The following is a 16632-nucleotide window of genomic DNA, read 5'->3' on the forward strand; positions in this document are numbered from 1 at the left end:
CCGCGCATCCGCCTGCAAGAAGGAGTGTCGGTTCCCGAAATCACGTCAGATTGCGGCAGCTTCCGCCAACTCCGGCCAGTAGACCAGCGCTACTCTCGACTAATGCTGAGGTAGATCGCCAACCGCTGACCTGCTCGACATAGAGTCCGATCTCCACTTTAGTTCCCAGCCCCAATAGCCCACCAAGGAGGTTGGTGCGCACTTCCGTGGTGTAAGTCCCATCTCCGTTGGGGATTGTGTTCGACGCCAGATTGAATCCAGTTAGCGGAGCGAGAACGGAGCCTAGGCCATTTGTGGACGTTTCTACGACTACGTCACCGAGTTGATAGCCTGCCGGAAGCCGCCAGAAGATCTCCACTCGCCCATAACCCAGGAGTGGATATCGATATTGACACTGAGCTGTCAAGACAGGTGCCGGGACCTTGCCCGCAGTGAACGCTCCCTGGCTCATCTTCGAATCAGTCCACCCGGCCAGCGTGCCATTCACTGCAGCTGGACCCGCGACGAGGGCGAGCAAGGCGACGACCGCGAGCAGCAGACGAGCTCGTCTCCAAGATTGTCGCGGCGAGTTCCTGCCCGTCATGACGTCCTCGCCTTCCTGGTTCGCGACACGATCGCTGAGCCGGTGACAACGAGCAAGAATGCTGCGAGCAGAATCCACTGCCAGCCGTCGATTCCGGTCCACGGCAGCTCGCCGGAACTGCCGCCATCGGCCGCGCCCTCGACAGTGCCGTCAGAGTCAGTGCCAGAATCGCCCGGCGCGCCAGGATCACCTGGGTCCCCAGGATCTCCTGGACCTGTCGAAACCTTGTCGCCGAGTCCTTCCACCAGCACGCGCACACCCGCGGTGGCACCAGCTACCGCGCGAACATCAGCGTCGCCAGCGAGAGTCGCCGTTATCTCGATTCGGCGAGAGTCATAACTGTCCATTTCCAGCAGGTTGAGACCGTCGTCAACAGCTGGCTCCAATTCGCTGAGCAGCATTCCGCGAATCAACATTTTCGAACCACTTGGACACGGGGCCTCCGCTTCAGTCATCGCGCATTCCCGCACATCGATCGACAGCGAATCCGCCAGCGCCTCCGCCCCTGCCCCCGACGCGATTGAGACCGTTATGTCTCCAGGTTCGGGCGCGTCGGCCCAGACGTCAACCGACCATGTGGCCGAGCTTCCGGGACTGAGGTTGCGCATCTTCTCGGCATCACCGAAGTCGCGCATACGCAGGATGTCATCTGCCGCTCCTGACGACGCGGACAGGGAATGATCCGCGTCTACGGACAGAGCATCCTCGGCGAACCATGGCCCAGGAATAACCTGCCCTCCAACGGCCATGGCCAACACCATTGGCAGTGCAATCGCATGCCGCGGTGACCGTGCCCGGGGGCGAGCCACCTCAGCGAGATTGTCTTCGTCATCCTCATCTCGCCGTGGCCAGAATGCCCACACGACGAGGAGGCTCGCCACGATCGTGATGCCGCCGAGCAGGAACGGGTTGCGCCACTGCTGGAGGATCGGAGCAACCCCGGGAACGGAGAACATCACCGTTCGGACCGTCTCGGCGGTGTAGGGGTCAGGGTCTTTCTCGGCGTTCGCGTCACCCTTCATCTCGAAAGTCACGGCACCGGTGGACTCATCAATGTGCTGGATCTCGGTGATGCGGTGGGTCACCGGTAGGACCTTATCCCCGCGATCGACGGTGACGATGTCGCCGATCTTCATGTCCTTTGCGGGGATCTCACGGACGAGCGAGGCCGATCCGGCCGGGATCGTCGGACTCATCGACCCGGTTTTGAACATGATGATCGACACGTTGAACACGAAGCTGAGGACGACAAGCACGATGCAGACTACGCCGAGGACGGCGAGGATGTTGAGCACGGCTCCTCCGAGCCATGCACCCACGTTCCTCTTGCGTGTCATAGAGCCTGGCATGGTCAATTCCCCGGCGCGGTGGACTCGGCTGTGAACGTCCAGGTGTGGCCCGCCTGCAGACCCTGAGCAGAGCTCGGAGCGTTGCTTGCCAGTGTCACCTCGAAGCAATAGTCCTGGACCGACGCTGAGGCGGCTTTGAGGGTCTGGGTGGAGTCGGCTGTGGTCGTGGAGCTCAGCGGGATTGCAGCAGCAGCGCTGCCGAAGACGAAGGCGCCCGGACCAGGAAAATTGCCCGCGTTACAGGCGACACCCGACGTCGATCGGGCCACGACTCGGTATGAGAGTGCAGAGGCGAAGCTATTCGGATTGGAGATTCCGCGTGCTGAGACCGTGAGCTTGCCGTCAATCGACGTATTCGACGTGGTGCGCACTGACACTGGCGCGTAGACCTTCTGCCCCGGGTACATGTTGCCCGCATTGAAGGTCATCTCATTCGTGCCGTTCGATTCGCCGCCGACCCGGAGCTCGATGTTGAACCGTCCGGCTTCGAAAGAGCCGGAGGCCTCTTCCGAGTCCGTCCACGCGGCGACCGTGGCCGTTGCGCCCACGCCGAGTACGAGGCCGCCAGCGAGAATCGCCTTGATGCGGCGGCCTCGCAGCTGCTGTCGCTGACGCAGCTGCCGTCGACTGACCGGGCGGGCGTCATCAGGCGCCCGCCGGGACGAGAAGAATCTATGCAGCGTCGGCAGAAGCGACCTCATCGATCAGCTCAGAGTCGTCATTCGGCCGAGGTGGCGGTGAACTGCCACTGAGCGGTTGTGTTCTGCCCCTGCTCCAGCGAGTCACCGGCAGTGACCTGGAAGCACAGCGTGACCGGGTCGCCGGTCGCAGTGTCTGCGCCCGCGGTGAGATTGAATTCCGCAGCGCCCGTAGTCGAGTCCAGCGCCGTCCCCTCGGGCACAATCGAAGTGCCCTCTGCGGTGGCCGAGCAGTCACCCGCCGAGGCGACCTGAACGATCGCGTAGGTCAGCGCCGCAGCGTTGTCCCCGCCTCCTGCCGCCGACTCGAGAGAGACAGTCGCGTCGTAGCTCGTCGGTCCGTCGAGGCGCAGCACGAAAGGCGCCGCCACGGTATCGCCGGGCGACATATTGTCCCCACCGTCGAGGTCGAAAGTCAGCGCCGCGGCACCGTCACTGCTCTCATGGTCAGCGAATGTCGTTCCGTCGGTGCTGCCCTGGACGTTGAATGAACCTGCGCCGAAGACGCCTTCGGCCCATTCGTCGTCGGTCCAGGCCGCCAGCGTCACGGCAGCGCCGACGCCGAGGACGATGCCGCCGGCGAGGATGGCTTTGAATTTGCGCGAACGCGTGGTCTTTGTGGTCACTGGGGACTCCTCATTGTCGGGCGCTCCAGCGCCTTGTCACGATGAAATATTGTGGGGAATGACTTCATGATGACTTATGAATTACTTTCGTAGAACTTTTTTCCATCACTTCTGTAATCTGTTATCGAAAAGTGACTTTGGGAAGTAATGCCCAAAAGCGCCACACCGATAATCCCGTTGGCCCCTCCGCCCACCCCAACCCCCTCCTCCCATTCATTGAGAACATCATCGCCTCGCGTCCGTGACTGGGCGCACACTGTTGAGAAGAGACAGGCAAGGAGGCCAAGGTGGCACAACTTCAGACAGACGTCGCGATCGTCGGAGCCGGACCCGCGGGGCTCATGCTCGCGCACCTGCTGCACAATGCAGGCATCGAATCCGTCGTCATCGACAACCGCAGCCGCGACGACATCGCCCACACCCACCGCGCCGGCATCCTCGAAGCAGGATCGGTGCGCATGCTCGAGGCCGCAGGCGTCGAATCGCGCGTCCACACGGACGGGCACCGACACGACGGAATCGATATTCGAGTCAACGGCTCTTCGAACCACTTCGATTTCCCCGAACTCGTCAGCGAATCCGTTTGGCTCTATCCGCAGAACGAAATCTTCGTCGACCTCTCCGCCGCCCGCGAACGGACCGGCCGCCCCACCTATTACTCGGTCACGGACACCCGCCTCGGCGATATCGAGACCGAACGTCCCTGGGTCACCGCCACCACTGAGGACGGCGACGAACTGCGCATCGACGCCCGCTACGTCGTCGGCGCCGACGGCTCTCGCGGACCATGCCGCTCGATGATCCCCGACGGCACCCGGCAGCGCTTCTTCCACGAGTACCCATTCGCCTGGTTCGGCATCCTCTGCGAGGCCCCGCCCAGCCACGAAGTCCTCATCTACTCCCGCTCCGAACGCGGCTTCGCACTCATCTCCCAGCGCTCCGACAATGTCCAGCGCATGTACTTCCAGGCCTCCCCCGACACCGACGTCGCCGACTGGTCCGACGATCGGATCTGGACCGAACTCCAGGCCCGCGTCGACGGCCCCGACGGGTTCGAACTCAAGACCGGGCCAATCTTCGACAAGACCGTGCTCCCCTTCCGCTCGGCGGTGACCGAGCCGATGCAGCACGGCTCGATGTTCCTCGCCGGCGACAGCGCCCACACCGTCCCACCGACCGGTGCGAAAGGCCTCAACCTCGCCTTCGCCGACGTCGCCGTGCTCGCCCCCGCCCTCATCTCGGCACTCAAGGACTCCGAAGCCGAGGCGCTGGCCGGCTACTCGCAGACCGCGACCAAACGCGTCTGGAAGGCCCAGAACTTCTCCTACCAGATGACACGGATGCTCCACACCGACCCGACTCAGGATGCCTTCGAAACGAAGCGCAGCCTCGGCGAACTCCGGTCCATCCTCGAATCCGACCACGGTCGCCGCTACCTGGCCGAGTGCTACACCGGCTGGCCGCACGGCTGAGCCGCTCCCCCACCGACCCCACCACGATGTCAACCGACGAAGAGACGAAGAGAGGTTCGACGATGAGTCAGCACCAGTCCTCGGAGAACGAAGATCAAACCGTGAAAGGCCCCGACGACGCAGCCGAATCGCAGGCGACTCTGTCCGCCGAGATCGACGGCATCGAAGCGCAGTACAAGCAAGATGTCGCCGGCGGCAAGAAGCCCGAGACCCAGCCGCGGCTGGATTACCGGCCCTACCGGTCATCGATCCTGCGTCACCCGACGAAGGACCCCCGCCACACCGACCCCGAGACGATCGAGCTCTTCTCCCCCGCCTTCGGACACCGGGACATCGGCACCCTCGAATCCGACCTGACGATCCAGGCCGACGGCGAACCCATCGGCGAGCGCATCCGCGTCACCGGTCGGGTCATCGACGGGGAAGGCCGCCCCGTGCGCAACCAGCTGGTCGAGATCTGGCAGGCGAACTCGGCCGGACGCTATATCCACAAGCGCGACCAGCACCCGGCCCCGATCGACCCGAACTTCACCGGCGTCGGCCGCACCCTGACCGGCGACGACGGCTCCTACTCGTTCACAACGATCAAACCGGGTCCGTACCCGTGGAAGAACCACCACAACGCCTGGCGACCGGCCCACATCCACTTCTCGCTCTTCGGGTCCGAGTTCACTCAGCGGATGATCACCCAGATGTACTTCCCCGGGGATCCGCTCTTCGCCCTCGACCCGATCTACCAGTCGATCACCGATCAAAAGGCGCGCGACCGCCTCGTGGCGACCTATGACCACAACATCACCGAGCACGAATTCCTCATGGGCTACAACTGGGACATCGTGCTCACCGGCGCCAACCGGACCTGGATGGAAGAAGAGGACGATGACTGACACCCCCACGACCCCTGATCTCACGCCGACCCCGGGCCAGACCGTCGGCCCGTTCTACGGCTACGCGCTGCCCTTCGAGCACGATAATGAGCTCGTCCCGCCAGGCTCGGCTCGCGCCGTGCAGCTGACGGGAACCGTCTTCGACGGGGCCGGTGCCCCGGTCCCCGATGCCATTCTCGAGATCTGGCAGCCCGATGAGCACGGCGCTGTCCCCCGCGAGACGGGATCGCTGCGCCGCAACGGCTTCACCTTCACCGGCTTCGGCCGCGCCGCCGTCGACCCGGAAGGCGAGTTCAGCTTCTCCACGGTCGATCCCGGCCCCACCGAGGCGGGCAAGGCACCCTTCATCAGCGTCGTCATCTTCGCCCGAGGGCTGCTCAACCGGCTGTTCACCCGCATCTATCTGCCTGAGGACACCGCGGCACTGGCCGCCGACCCGCTCCTGTCCTCGCTCGACGAAGACGAGCGCACCCGCCTCATCGCCACTCGAGGGGCTGACGGATCGCTGCACTTCGACATACGGTTGCAGGGTGAGGAGGAAACTCCCTTCCTCCGATTCCCCAGCCACGAGGACTGAAGCGACATGACCGACACCGCCCACACCCGGTTTCTCTTCGCCCCCGGCGATCTGCGCGGATCCGAAGCCATCGACGACGCCGCGTTCATCACCGCGATCGGCCAAGTCGAGACCGCATGGATCGTCGCACAGGGACGGGTGGGGCTGGTGTCGTCGGAGATCCGCGCCGAGGTGGCCGCCGCCATCGATGCCACGATCCGCACGCTCACGGACGATCACACCGAACTCGAATCCCTGGGTGAGGCCGCCGAATCCGGCGGCAACCCGCTCATCCCGTTTCTCGCCCGCGTCCGCTCCCGGCTCTCCCCCGAAGCCTCACGATGCCTGCACCGGGGGCTGACCAGCCAAGACGTCATCGACACGGCGATCGGCCTGCTCGTCTCCCGCGTCGTGCGGCAGATGCAGGCCAGGCTCGAAGTCATCGGTGCCTCCCTCGTCGAACTCTCCGACGCCCACGCGAAGACCTTGTGCCTGGCCCGCACCCTCACCCAACCGGCCCTGCCGACGACCTTCGGCCTCAAGGCCGCCGCCTGGGCCGCCGAGGTCAATGAAGTCCAAGGCCAGGCACCCTACGTCGACTATGTGCAGGTCGGCGGGGCCGCCGGCACCCGCGCCGCGATCCGCTGGTTCGCCGGCGATTCTACCGATTCCCTGCTCCGCGAATTCCACGTGCAGATGGTCGGTCCCGACGCGGCACTCACCCAGATCCCCGTCCCTTGGCACACCGATCGCGTTCGCATCCTGTCTTGGGGCTCCCACCTCGCCCAATGCGTCACCGTCGGGGCCTCCATCGCCCGCGATGTCCTCATCGGCGTGCGCCCCGAGATCGGTGAGCTGTCCCTGGCCTCCACCGGCGGATCCTCGACGATGCCGCACAAGTCGAACCCCACCTCGGCGGTGCTGCTCCACCGCAACGGAATGCGCGTCCCCGGATCGCTGTCCACCCTGACCACGGCCGCCGCCGAAGCCATCGAAGAACGCTCCGACGGTGCCTGGCATGCCGAATGGCCGGCCCTGTCCGAGCTCATGACCCTGGCGATCTCCTCGCTCATCATCCTCGACGAGATGATCGCGGGCCTGCGCGTCAACGCCGAAGCCATGCGCGCGAACCTCGACGCTGCCTCCCCCGGGATCTATGGGGAGAAGCTCGGCATCGTCTTCGGCGACCGGATCGACAAAGACACCCGCGCAGCCATCATCGCCCCCGGATCCGACCCTGTCGCAGAACTTCGCGCCGAGATCGGCGACGAGGATGGAATCGAGGAATTCTTCACCCCCGAGTCCTACCTCGGTGAAGCCGAGGACATTCGCCGCACCATCCTGGCGACCATCGACAGCTCCGGACCGCAGGAGATCGACCTGCCACCCTTCGACTGAGACCCGTATTCCGACTTAAGAGCCGACCGAAGAAAGTGACACCCATGGACCTCACCGCATCTGTCCTTGCCGCACCCGCCTCCCCCGCCACCGATGCCCGAGTGCTCGTCGTCCTGCCTTCGCTGGGCACCTCCGTAGCAGCTCTGTGGCAGCAGGCCGCCACCGAACTGACCGCACTCAGTCCGGAGACGACGGTCATCGGCATCGACCTGCCCGGTCACGGCCGTTCGGCACCGGTCGACGTCCCCGCGGGGACGTCCATGACTCCGCGGGTGACGATGTCCGACCTCGCCGAGGCGGTCCTGGGCACCCTCGATCGGGTCCTTCCCGATGTGGCCGCCCCCGGCGCTCCCGTCGACCTCGCCGGCGATTCGATCGGCGGAGCAACGGCCCTGCAGCTGGCGCTCGATCACGGCGACCGCTTCGGCCGCATCGCCGTGTTCTGCACGGGCGCGAAGATCGGTGAGGCCTCGGCCTGGGAGGAACGCGCCCAGACGGTGGCGACCTCGGGCACCCCGACTCAGGTCATCGGTTCGGCACAGCGCTGGTTCGGGGAAGGGTTCATGGACCGGGAACCGGAGGCCTCGGCCGCGCTTCTTCATTCGCTGCAGGACGCCGACCGCTTCTCCTATGCTTCCCTCTGCTATGCACTGGCTGACTTCGATGTCCGCGCGCGACTGCCCGAAATCACGCGTCCCCTGCTCGCAGTCGCGGGTTCACAGGATCAGCCGACTCCGGCGACGAAGCTCGCCGAGATCGCAAACGGAGTTCCCGGGGCGCTGCTCGAGGTCATCGACGGCGCCGCTCATCTCGTGCCAGCCGAGGCTCCGGTCGTGACCGCGAGTCTGCTCGCTGACTTCCTGCAGGGCAAGGGACCCGGCGCAGGGGCCGGCGGAACCGCTTCCCCGGAAGCCGGTCCCGAGCTGCCGACAGCCTCGGGGCCGCGGGAGGCCAGCCGCGACGACGTGCGCGAGGCCGGAATGACCGTGCGGCGGCAGGTGCTCTCCGACGCCCATGTCGACCGCGCAAATGCGAAGGTCGACGACTTCACGAGCGACTTCCAGGACCTCATCACCCGCTACGCTTGGGGAGAGATCTGGACCCGTCCGGGACTCGAGCGGCGGATGCGCTCGGCGATCACGCTCACGGCAATGATCGCAGGTGGCCACGAGGCCGAACTGGCGATGCACGTCAAGGCTGCGCTGCGCAACGGGCTCACCCGCGATGAGATCAAGGAGGTCCTCCTCCAGTCGGCCATCTACTGCTCCGTGCCGAGCGCCAACACCGCCTTCTCCGTCGCCTCGCAGGCTCTGGCCGAATACGACGCTGAGGAAGCGAACGCCGACTGAGGCTGTTCGAATCGTCACATTGGGCGCTCGAGGGGTTCCGAGGAACCGCTGCGGGCAATAGGCTGGTGCGGTTGCCTCCCCGATCCCGCGTTTCCTTGAAGGAGTCCCATGAGTGATGCCCCGGTCTCCCGCGGAGTCTACAAGTTCGCTGTCTTCGCCTTGGCGATCGGCGCCTTCGCCATCGGGGTGACCGAATTCGCGACTATGGGCCTGTTGCCGATGATCGCCGAGGAGCTGGGCATCACGGTCCCCCAGGCCGGGCATGCGGTGTCGTTCTATGCGATCGGCGTCGTCGTCGGCGCACCACTGATCACGACCATCGCCGCGCATATGGATCGCAAGCTGCTGCTCCTGTGCATGATGGGTCTCTTCGCTCTGGGCAATCTCGCCTCGATGCTCGCCCCGACGGCCGGGCTGTTCAACATCGCGCGCTTCGTCTCCGGTCTGCCGCACGGAGCCTACCTGGGCATCGGAGCCGTCGTCGCCGCCTCCCTCGTCCCGGCCAACCGCCGAGGCCGAGCCATGTCACGAGTGATGCTCGGCCTGACGATCGCGAACATCTTCGGCGTTCCCTTCGCTGCGGCACTCGGCAATATGTTCGGATGGCGCAGCGCCTACGCCCTCGTCGCCGCGCTCGGCGTGCTCACCGTCATCATGGTCGCCGTCGGCGTTCCGCGCGTGAAGCTCGGCGCGGTGCCCTCGGCCCGTGGTGAGATCAAGGCACTCGGCCGGGTTCAGATCATCCTCACCCTCGTCGCCGGTTCCGTGGGCTTCGGCGGAATGTTCGCTGTCTACACCTACATCACCCCGACGATGACCGACGTTGCCGGTGTCCCCAGCGTCGCGATCCCGTGGGTGCTCGCCGTCTACGGCCTGGGCATGACCGCCGGATCGCTGATCGCCGGACCCCTGGTCGACAAGTCCATCGAGCGCTCGGCGACCGGCGGCATGGTCCTCTCGGCTCTCGTGCTCGCCGCCTTCGGCGCCTTCACCCACATTGCGGCCATCGCCATCATCGCCCTCTTCCTCATCGGCATCTCCGGCTCGATGATCACCACGGCCCTGCAGATGCGTCTGTTCCGCGAATCCCATGACGCCCCGAGCCTGTCAGCGGCCATGAACCATGCCGCCTTCAACCTCGCCAATGCGCTCGGCGCGTGGCTCGGCGGAATCGTCATCACCGCCGGCCTCGGCTACCGTGCACCGGCGTGGGTGGGCGTGGGCCTGTGCGTGTCCGGGCTCATCGTCATCTCCGTTGCGATCTTCCTTCGCCGAGGCGGCTCCCCCGACCCGAGCACCCGCACCTCCGTCGAGACCTGAGTTCCGCCGAGAAACGGGCTGCGTGTCGAGAAACGGGTGTGCACGCCCGTGTCTCGACGCTCAGCCCGTTTCTCGGTGAAAGTGCCGATACGATGAACGCATGGATCACCCTGCGCCCAGTCGCTCTCATGCCCTGACCCGCCACTCTGATGAATCGAACCGTCGCCCGAAATCGGCCCTTCTGCTGACCCTCGCTGCTTTCGCCGTCCTCGCCCTTCTGCTGCTGAGCGGATGCGGATCATCTGATTCCGAAGGGGACTCCGGCGAGTCCTCCGGAAGCTCGGACTCCTCGGCCGCTGCGGGAACCTGCTCCTACCCTGCTGACTCGCAGCCGGGCGCGAAGGAAGTCGACGCTCCTGAAGAGAAGCCGCAGGCAAAAGGCAGCGTCGACACCACCGTGGCGACGAGCGCCGGGGACCTCGCGGTGACTCTTGATGCCGACCGCGCCCCGTGCACCGTCAACAGCTTCCTGTCGCTGGCCGCGCAGAAGTACTTCGACGACACCGAATGCCACCGCCTGACCACCGAGGGCATCTTCGTCCTCCAGTGCGGCGATCCCACGGGCACCGGGTCGGGCGGCCCAGGCTACTCGTTCGCCGATGAGCTCGACGGCTCCGAGACCTACCCGGCCGGCACTCTGGCCATGGCGAACTCCGGCCCGGATACGAACGGCTCCCAGTTCTTCGTCGTCTACGACGACAGCTCGCTGCCGCCCGACTACACCGTGTTCGGACAGTTGGATGAGAAGAGCACGAAGACCGTCGCGGATCTCGCTGCCAAGGGCACAGACTCCGGCGCCGGCGACGGCGCACCCAAGGAGAAGGTGACGATCACCGAGGTCACCACCGCGGACTGACCGCCCGTCCGAGTTGTCCAGAACACTTCGACCACCTAGTAATCTCATTCGGTGAGACTCGGAAATCACGTTTTGTGAGACGAGCGTAATCTCGATTCGTCGCCGTCGACGCTGTGCCAGACACAGCGCCGACGGCCTTTTCCATTGGCACGGACCACCCGCCCGTGCCTGCACTCACGAAACAGCGGAGCACCACCACCATGTCCACCGAAACACAGCCGGAGAATCCCTCTTCGGCACCCGGAGTCGACGACGACGCAATCGCAGCGACTCGGAAGAACAACACCCGCGGCAAGGTCCTGACCGCCTCGATGGTCGGCACCACGATCGAATTCTTCGATTTCTACGCCTACGCCACGGCCTCCTCGCTGGTCTTCCCGGCCCTCTTCTTCCCCAACCAGACGTCGACGACTCAGCTGCTGAGCTCGTTCGCGATCTTCGGCGTCGCCTTCGTCGCCCGCCCCCTCGGCTCGATCATCTTCGGCCACTTCGGTGACCGCATCGGCCGGAAGAAGACGCTCATCGCCTCTCTGCTCATCATGGGCATCGGCACCTTCCTCATCGGCCTGCTGCCGACAGCCAGCACGCCGGGCTGGGTCGTCCTCGCCCCGCTGTTCCTCGTTCTTCTGCGCTTCTGCCAGGGCGTCGGCCTCGGCGGCGAATGGTCGGGCGCGGCACTGCTGGCCACCGAGAATGCCCCGAAGGGCAAACGCGCCATCTGGGGCACTTTCCCACAGCTCGGCGCGCCAGTCGGCTTCATCATCGCGAACCTGCTCTTCGTCGCCCTCGGCACCTGGACCTCCCCCGAGGCGTTCCTCGCCTGGGGCTGGCGCATTCCGTTCCTGCTCTCGGCCCTGCTCGTCGCCGTCGGCCTCTATGTCCGCATGTCGCTCATGGAGACCCCGGCGTTCCAGCTCGTCGCCCAGAAGCAGCAGATCTCGAAAGCCCCGCTCGGGCGGGTCTTCGCCACGAGCTGGAAGCCGCTCATCCTGGGCACGTTCATCATGCTCGCGACCTACGTGATCTTCTACTTCATGACCGCGTTCACCCTCACCTACGGCACGTCCCCGGCCACCCCGGAGCAGGCCCAAACCGCCGCTGAGGCGGCAGGGAAGTCCTTCGATCCCGCAGGCTTCGTCGCGGGGCTGGGGTACACGAAGAACGAATTCCTCACCTACCTCATCATCGGAGTCGTCTTCTTCGGCATCTTCACCGTCGTCTCCGGCCCCCTGGCAGAGAAGCTGGGACGCCGGAAGATGCTGCTGGGTGTGACCGTGCTCATCGCCGCCTACGGACTCGTCGTCAACGCCCTGTTCAACGCCGGCACCCCGGGAGTCATCATCGGCCTCATCGTCGGCTTCATCCTCATGGGGCTGACCTTCGGTCCGATGGCCGCATACCTGCCCGAGCTCTTCCCCGCCAATGTCCGCTACACCGGTTCGGCGATCTCCTACAACATGTCCAGCGTCATCGGGGCCGGTCCCGCACCATTCGCCATGGTCGCTCTGTGGCAGCACGAAGGAGGGTCGATCTTCTACTGCGGTCTCTACATCATCGCCGCAGCCATCGTCACGATCATCGCCCTGTGGCTGGCCAAGGACACCTCTGACCTCGATATGGAGGATCAGCTGAGCTGAGCCTCCGTCCGAACCTGGTCACTCATCCGAGGCCCGATCGCCGTTTTCGGCGGTCGGGCCTCGGCTCTGTGACCACAACTCACCGGCATCGCAGGTCAGCCAACCGCGAAGGCGGCAAGACTACGATTTCGTCACAACCGCCTCGGCGATCATCAAAGCGTCATAGGTGTGACCCAGTTCACGGTAGGATTCCTCTCAGACATTGCCCAGACACGGATGTCCGGGCAATCCGTTTGCGTGACGAGACCGTCACCGATCCCCTGGAGGAACCATGAAACGACGCTCGAGCCTGGCCATTGTGGCAGCCGGCGCCATGCTCGCCCTGTCCGCCTGCGGCGGCGGAGGCGATTCCGAACCTGCAGCGACCGCCGAAGGCGGAGTCCCCCTGGTCAAGGAAGGCAAACTGACCACCTGCACCCATCTGTCCTACCAGCCGTTCCAGTTCGAGAAGGACGGCGAGGTCGTCGGCTTCGACGTCGACATCGTCGATGCCGTGGCGAAGAAGCTCGGCGTCGAGCAGGAGATCATCAACACCTCGTTCGAGACGATCACTTCGGGCGCGGAGTTCAACCAAAGCAAGTGCGATGTCGCGGCAGCGGCAACGACGATCACTCCTGAACGCGAAGAGGCCACGGACTTCTCCGAACCGTACTTCGATGCAAACCAGGCGATCCTGACAAAGGCCGACAAGACCGCGAAGGACGAAAAGGCGCTCAAGGGCTTCAAGATCGCAGCTCAGGCCGGAACCACGGGCCTCGACTACGCGACCGAGCACTTCAAGGACTCCGAGGTCATCACCTATGAGGATCTGCCGCTCTCACTTGAAGCGCTCAAGACCGGTCAGGTCGACGCCGTGATCAATGACAACGGGGTGCTCTACAACTACAACACCGAGAACAAGGGCTTCGCGGTCGGCTTCGACATCAAGACCGACGAGCACTACGGCATCTCGATGAAGAAGGGCAACACCGAGATGAAGAAGGCCGTGGACGACACGATCAAAGAGATCAAGGGCAACGGCGAGTACGACAAGATCTACAAGAAGTGGTTCGGCGACGCACCGAAGTGACCACTTGCGAATGGGCGGCCGGCTGCGATCTGTCATTGCAGCGGGCCGCCCGTTCGGCTGAGTTCTACCAACCTGCCTGAGTCCCAACCGACACTCACGGCACGCACCCCGGCGGACACCCCCGCCACAGCTTTTCGAAGGACAACCATGTCAGTTCCCACAGCGAGCGAGGACGGCCGCCAGACCGGCCCTGCCGTCCCGGCCGCCACCGCCACTCCGAAGGCCAAGATGAGCAAACGCCAGAAGGCGAAGCTCTCCCGTGGCATCCAATACGCCATCCTCGTCGTCATCGCGGTCCTCGTCGCGGTCTTCGCCGACTGGCCGACGCTCATCGATTCCTTCGGCCGCATCGACATCGCCACGGGCATGTTCCCTGACGTCATCACGATGGCCTTGAAGAACACCGTGGTCTACACGTTCCTCGGCTTCGCCCTCGGCCTTGTCATCGCGTTGTTCGTCGCGCTCATGCGCCTGTCCTCCGTTGGTGTCTATCGCTGGCTGGCGACGATCTACATCGAGTTCTTCCGCGGACTGCCGGCCCTCGTCGTCTTCCTCGTTTTGGGATTCGGCATGCCTGTGGCCTTTCCCGGTTTCAATCTGCCGCAGCTCATCATCATCATGATCGCCCTCGGCCTCGTCTCCTCGGCGTATATGGCCGAGACGATCCGCGCCGGCATCCAGGCGGTGCCGAAAGGTCAGATCGAAGCCGCCCGGTCACTCGGCATGTCCTCGTCACGTGCGATGTTCACGATCGTCCTGCCGCAGGCGATGCGCATCATCCTCCCGCCGCTGACGAACGAGCTCATCCTGCTCGCGAAGGACTCGTCCCTGGCCTACATCCTCGGCTCCTCGGTCGACGGCCGTGAGCTCGCGGCACTCGGCCGCGCCGAGATCGTCAACACCGCGAACCTCACCCCGTTCATCGTCATCGCGCTGTGCTACCTCATCATCACGATCCCGCTGTCGTATCTGTCGCGGGTGCTCGAGCGCAAATACGGTTCCGCCGATTCAGGAGTGAAATGATGACCACCACCTCGCACGCGTCGACAAAGACGCCGATCATCGCGATCCGCAACCTCCAGAAGAGCTTCGGCACGAACCAGGTCCTCACCGACATCAACCTCGACGTCGTCAAAGGTGAGGTCGTCTGCGTCATCGGCCCCTCGGGCTCAGGCAAGTCGACGATGCTCCGATGCATCAACACGCTCGAGACTCCAACCGGCGGCTCGATCGTCGTCGACGGCATGGACATGACCGACCTCGATCTCGACATCGATGCCGCCCGCACCCGCATCGGCATGGTCTTCCAGTCCTTCAACCTCTTCGCCCACCTCACCGTGCGCGAGAACCTCACGATCGCGCAGACGAAGGTCCTCAGGCGATCGAAGGCCGAGGCCAACAAGGTCGCCGAGGCGAACCTCGCGAAGGTCGGGCTGTCCGAGAAGATGGAGGCCAAGCCCGGTTCGCTCTCCGGCGGTCAGCAGCAGCGTGTGGCGATCGCCCGTGCACTGAGCATGGACCCCGACGTCATGCTCTTCGACGAGCCGACTTCGGCGCTGGACCCGGAGACCGTCGGTGACGTCCTCCAGGTCATGCGCAACCTCGCCGAGGCGGGAATGACGATGGTCGTCGTCACCCACGAGATGGAGTTCGCCCGGCAGGTCGCTGACCGCGTGGTCTTCATGGACGGCGGAGTCGTCGTGGAGGCTGGACCGGCCAAGGACGTCATCGGCAATCCGCAGGAGCAGCGGACGAAGGACTTCCTCTCCCGCGTCCTCCACCCCGGCCAGCTGGGCTAGGCGCGGGCCGCAGGCTCAGAGCGTGAAGCCGGCGGGGAATGGGTCGCTGGGGTCGAGCATGAACTGCGAGGTCGCGGTCAGCCAGGCGCTGCCGGTGATCGTCGGCACCACAGCCACATGTTCGCCGACTCTCGTCTCCTCGATCAGCCGTCCGGTGAACGAGGTGCCGATGAAGCACTGATTGACGAAATCCGTGTTCAGGCCCAACTGCCCACGGGCATGCCGGACGGCCATGAGCGCGCTCGTGCCTGTGCCGCCGGGCGACCGATCGAGCCAGCCGGGATAATTGATGAGCACATGGCGGGCATCCGGGATTTCGCCGTCGGGCCCGGGCCCCGTCGGCGGCGTCAGGAACACGACGTGCTCGCAGCCGCGGAATCCGGTCACCGGATGCACGGGGTCGAGCTGTTCGTTGACCGCAGCCATGATCTCGCGACCAGCGGAGATGAAGTCCTCAGCCCGGTCGCGCTCGAACGGGATGTCGACGTCGGCGGCGGAGACGAAGGCGTAGAAGTTCCCGCCGAAGCCGATGTCGCAGGCGATCGTCCCTCGCCCGGGCACCTCGACGGTCTGGTCGAGGACATGCGCATACGAGGGAACGTTGACGATGGTCACCGACTCGGCGCGACCTTCCCGGACGACCGCCTCGGCGGTGATGAGCCCGATCGGGGCGTCGAGACGCACGGTCGTGACGGGTTCGACGACGGGCACCATGCCCGTCTCGACGAGGATGGTCGCCACTGCGATCGTGCCGGCGCCGCACATCGGGAGCACGCCGGTGACCTCGATGAAGAGCACTCCCCAGTCCGCGTCGGCACGAGTCGGCGGCTGCAGGATCGCTCCCGAGAGCCACCCGTGGCCGCGGGGTTCACACATGAGAAAGGTCCGCAGATCGTCGGAGTTCTCGATGAACCACTCCCGGCGTTCGGCCATGGACTCACCGGGGAATGGTCCCACTCCCCCGGTGACGACGCGGACAGGCAGCCCCTCGGTGTGGGCTTCGACGGTCTGGATGAGACGGATGGTCTGCACG

The 16632-nt window shown here is 64.9% G+C and carries 15 protein-coding genes; 11 read left to right on the top strand and 4 right to left on the bottom strand.

What is annotated here, in order from left to right:
* Positions 1-579: 579 nt before the first annotated feature.
* From HK108_RS07440 to HK108_RS07450, 3 genes are read right to left on the bottom strand one after another with little or no spacing between them, the layout of a single operon-like run.
* The gene (locus tag HK108_RS07440) at positions 580-1902 is read right to left on the bottom strand and encodes a signal peptidase I (RefSeq protein WP_181271015.1); all 1323 of its coding nucleotides are present in this window, start codon (positions 1900-1902) and stop codon (positions 580-582) included.
* 32 nt (positions 1903-1934) lie between these two features.
* Positions 1935-2633: a SipW-dependent-type signal peptide-containing protein gene (locus HK108_RS07445; RefSeq protein ID WP_181271016.1), complete on the bottom strand. Its 699-nt coding sequence runs from the start codon at positions 2631-2633 to the stop codon at positions 1935-1937.
* A 17-nt stretch (positions 2634-2650) separates the two neighbouring features.
* Positions 2651-3256 carry a SipW-dependent-type signal peptide-containing protein gene (locus tag HK108_RS07450; protein WP_139469219.1) on the bottom strand — a complete coding sequence of 202 codons (606 nt, stop codon included), beginning with the start codon at positions 3254-3256 and terminating at the stop codon, positions 2651-2653.
* A 287-nt stretch (positions 3257-3543) separates the two neighbouring features.
* On the opposite strand from HK108_RS07450, the gene HK108_RS07455 reads away from it, so the two are divergent.
* The 11 genes from HK108_RS07455 to HK108_RS07505 all read left to right on the top strand — a co-directional run bounded on the left by HK108_RS07455 (position 3544) and on the right by HK108_RS07505 (position 15599).
* Entirely contained in the window at positions 3544-4728 is a 1185-nt protein-coding gene (locus HK108_RS07455; protein ID WP_181271017.1) for a 4-hydroxybenzoate 3-monooxygenase, read from the top strand.
* Between the two features lie 62 nt (positions 4729-4790).
* Positions 4791-5615 carry a protocatechuate 3,4-dioxygenase subunit beta gene (pcaH, locus tag HK108_RS07460; RefSeq protein ID WP_181271018.1) on the top strand — a complete coding sequence of 275 codons (825 nt, stop codon included), beginning with the start codon at positions 4791-4793 and terminating at the stop codon, positions 5613-5615.
* A complete protein-coding gene (gene pcaG, locus HK108_RS07465) occupies positions 5608-6192 on the top strand; it encodes a protocatechuate 3,4-dioxygenase subunit alpha (RefSeq protein WP_139907066.1) in 585 nt (194 codons plus the stop codon). Before pcaH ends, pcaG begins: the two co-directional genes overlap by 8 nt.
* 6 nt (positions 6193-6198) lie before the next feature.
* Positions 6199-7569: a lyase family protein gene (locus tag HK108_RS07470; RefSeq protein ID WP_181271019.1), complete on the top strand. Its 1371-nt coding sequence runs from the start codon at positions 6199-6201 to the stop codon at positions 7567-7569.
* Positions 7570-7613: 44 nt separating this feature from the next.
* Positions 7614-8918, top strand: a complete 1305-nt coding sequence (pcaDC, locus tag HK108_RS19225) for a bifunctional 3-oxoadipate enol-lactonase/4-carboxymuconolactone decarboxylase PcaDC (RefSeq protein WP_181271020.1) — start codon at positions 7614-7616, stop codon at positions 8916-8918.
* 108 nt (positions 8919-9026) lie between these two features.
* Entirely contained in the window at positions 9027-10238 is a 1212-nt protein-coding gene (locus HK108_RS07480; protein WP_181271021.1) for an MFS transporter, read from the top strand.
* 100 nt (positions 10239-10338) lie between these two features.
* The gene (locus HK108_RS07485; RefSeq protein ID WP_181271022.1) at positions 10339-11094 is read left to right on the top strand and encodes a peptidylprolyl isomerase; all 756 of its coding nucleotides are present in this window, start codon (positions 10339-10341) and stop codon (positions 11092-11094) included.
* Between the two features lie 200 nt (positions 11095-11294).
* Entirely contained in the window at positions 11295-12731 is a 1437-nt protein-coding gene (locus tag HK108_RS07490) for an MFS transporter (RefSeq protein ID WP_139469205.1), read from the top strand.
* 271 nt (positions 12732-13002) lie between these two features.
* Positions 13003-13800 carry a transporter substrate-binding domain-containing protein gene (locus HK108_RS07495; protein ID WP_180987813.1) on the top strand — a complete coding sequence of 266 codons (798 nt, stop codon included), beginning with the start codon at positions 13003-13005 and terminating at the stop codon, positions 13798-13800.
* A gap of 228 nt (positions 13801-14028) precedes the next feature.
* Positions 14029-14823, top strand: coding sequence for an amino acid ABC transporter permease (locus HK108_RS07500; protein WP_139469379.1), 795 nt, complete (start codon positions 14029-14031; stop codon positions 14821-14823).
* Positions 14820-15599 (top strand): amino acid ABC transporter ATP-binding protein, encoded by a 780-nt coding sequence (locus HK108_RS07505; RefSeq protein ID WP_301539230.1) that lies wholly within the window; start codon positions 14820-14822, stop codon positions 15597-15599. Before HK108_RS07500 ends, HK108_RS07505 begins: the two co-directional genes overlap by 4 nt.
* A gap of 15 nt (positions 15600-15614) precedes the next feature.
* Here the strand turns inward: HK108_RS07505 and HK108_RS07510 are convergent, their stop codons facing one another.
* Positions 15615-16631, bottom strand: coding sequence for a proline racemase family protein (locus HK108_RS07510; protein ID WP_181271023.1), 1017 nt, complete (start codon positions 16629-16631; stop codon positions 15615-15617).
* Between the last annotated feature and the right edge of the window lies 1 nt (position 16632).

This window comes from Brevibacterium sediminis, from assembly GCF_013623905.1.
Taxonomy (GTDB): domain Bacteria; phylum Actinomycetota; class Actinomycetes; order Actinomycetales; family Brevibacteriaceae; genus Brevibacterium; species Brevibacterium sediminis.

Excerpts from the sequence above, each read along its gene's own strand:
- HK108_RS07445 (WP_181271016.1), bottom strand. The coding sequence starts at position 2,633 with ATGAGGTCGCTTCTGCCGACGCTGCATAGATTCTTCTCGTCCCGGCGG.
- pcaH (WP_181271018.1), top strand. The coding sequence starts at position 4,791 with ATGAGTCAGCACCAGTCCTCGGAGAACGAAGATCAAACCGTGAAAGGC.
- pcaG (WP_139907066.1), top strand. The coding sequence starts at position 5,608 with ATGACTGACACCCCCACGACCCCTGATCTCACGCCGACCCCGGGCCAG.
- HK108_RS07470 (WP_181271019.1), top strand. The coding sequence starts at position 6,199 with ATGACCGACACCGCCCACACCCGGTTTCTCTTCGCCCCCGGCGATCTG.
- pcaDC (WP_181271020.1), top strand. The coding sequence starts at position 7,614 with ATGGACCTCACCGCATCTGTCCTTGCCGCACCCGCCTCCCCCGCCACC.
- HK108_RS07480 (WP_181271021.1), top strand. The coding sequence starts at position 9,027 with ATGAGTGATGCCCCGGTCTCCCGCGGAGTCTACAAGTTCGCTGTCTTC.
- HK108_RS07485 (WP_181271022.1), top strand. The coding sequence starts at position 10,339 with ATGGATCACCCTGCGCCCAGTCGCTCTCATGCCCTGACCCGCCACTCT.
- HK108_RS07490 (WP_139469205.1), top strand. The coding sequence starts at position 11,295 with ATGTCCACCGAAACACAGCCGGAGAATCCCTCTTCGGCACCCGGAGTC.
- HK108_RS07495 (WP_180987813.1), top strand. The coding sequence starts at position 13,003 with ATGAAACGACGCTCGAGCCTGGCCATTGTGGCAGCCGGCGCCATGCTC.
- HK108_RS07500 (WP_139469379.1), top strand. The coding sequence starts at position 14,029 with ATGAGCAAACGCCAGAAGGCGAAGCTCTCCCGTGGCATCCAATACGCC.
- HK108_RS07505 (WP_301539230.1), top strand. The coding sequence starts at position 14,820 with ATGATGACCACCACCTCGCACGCGTCGACAAAGACGCCGATCATCGCG.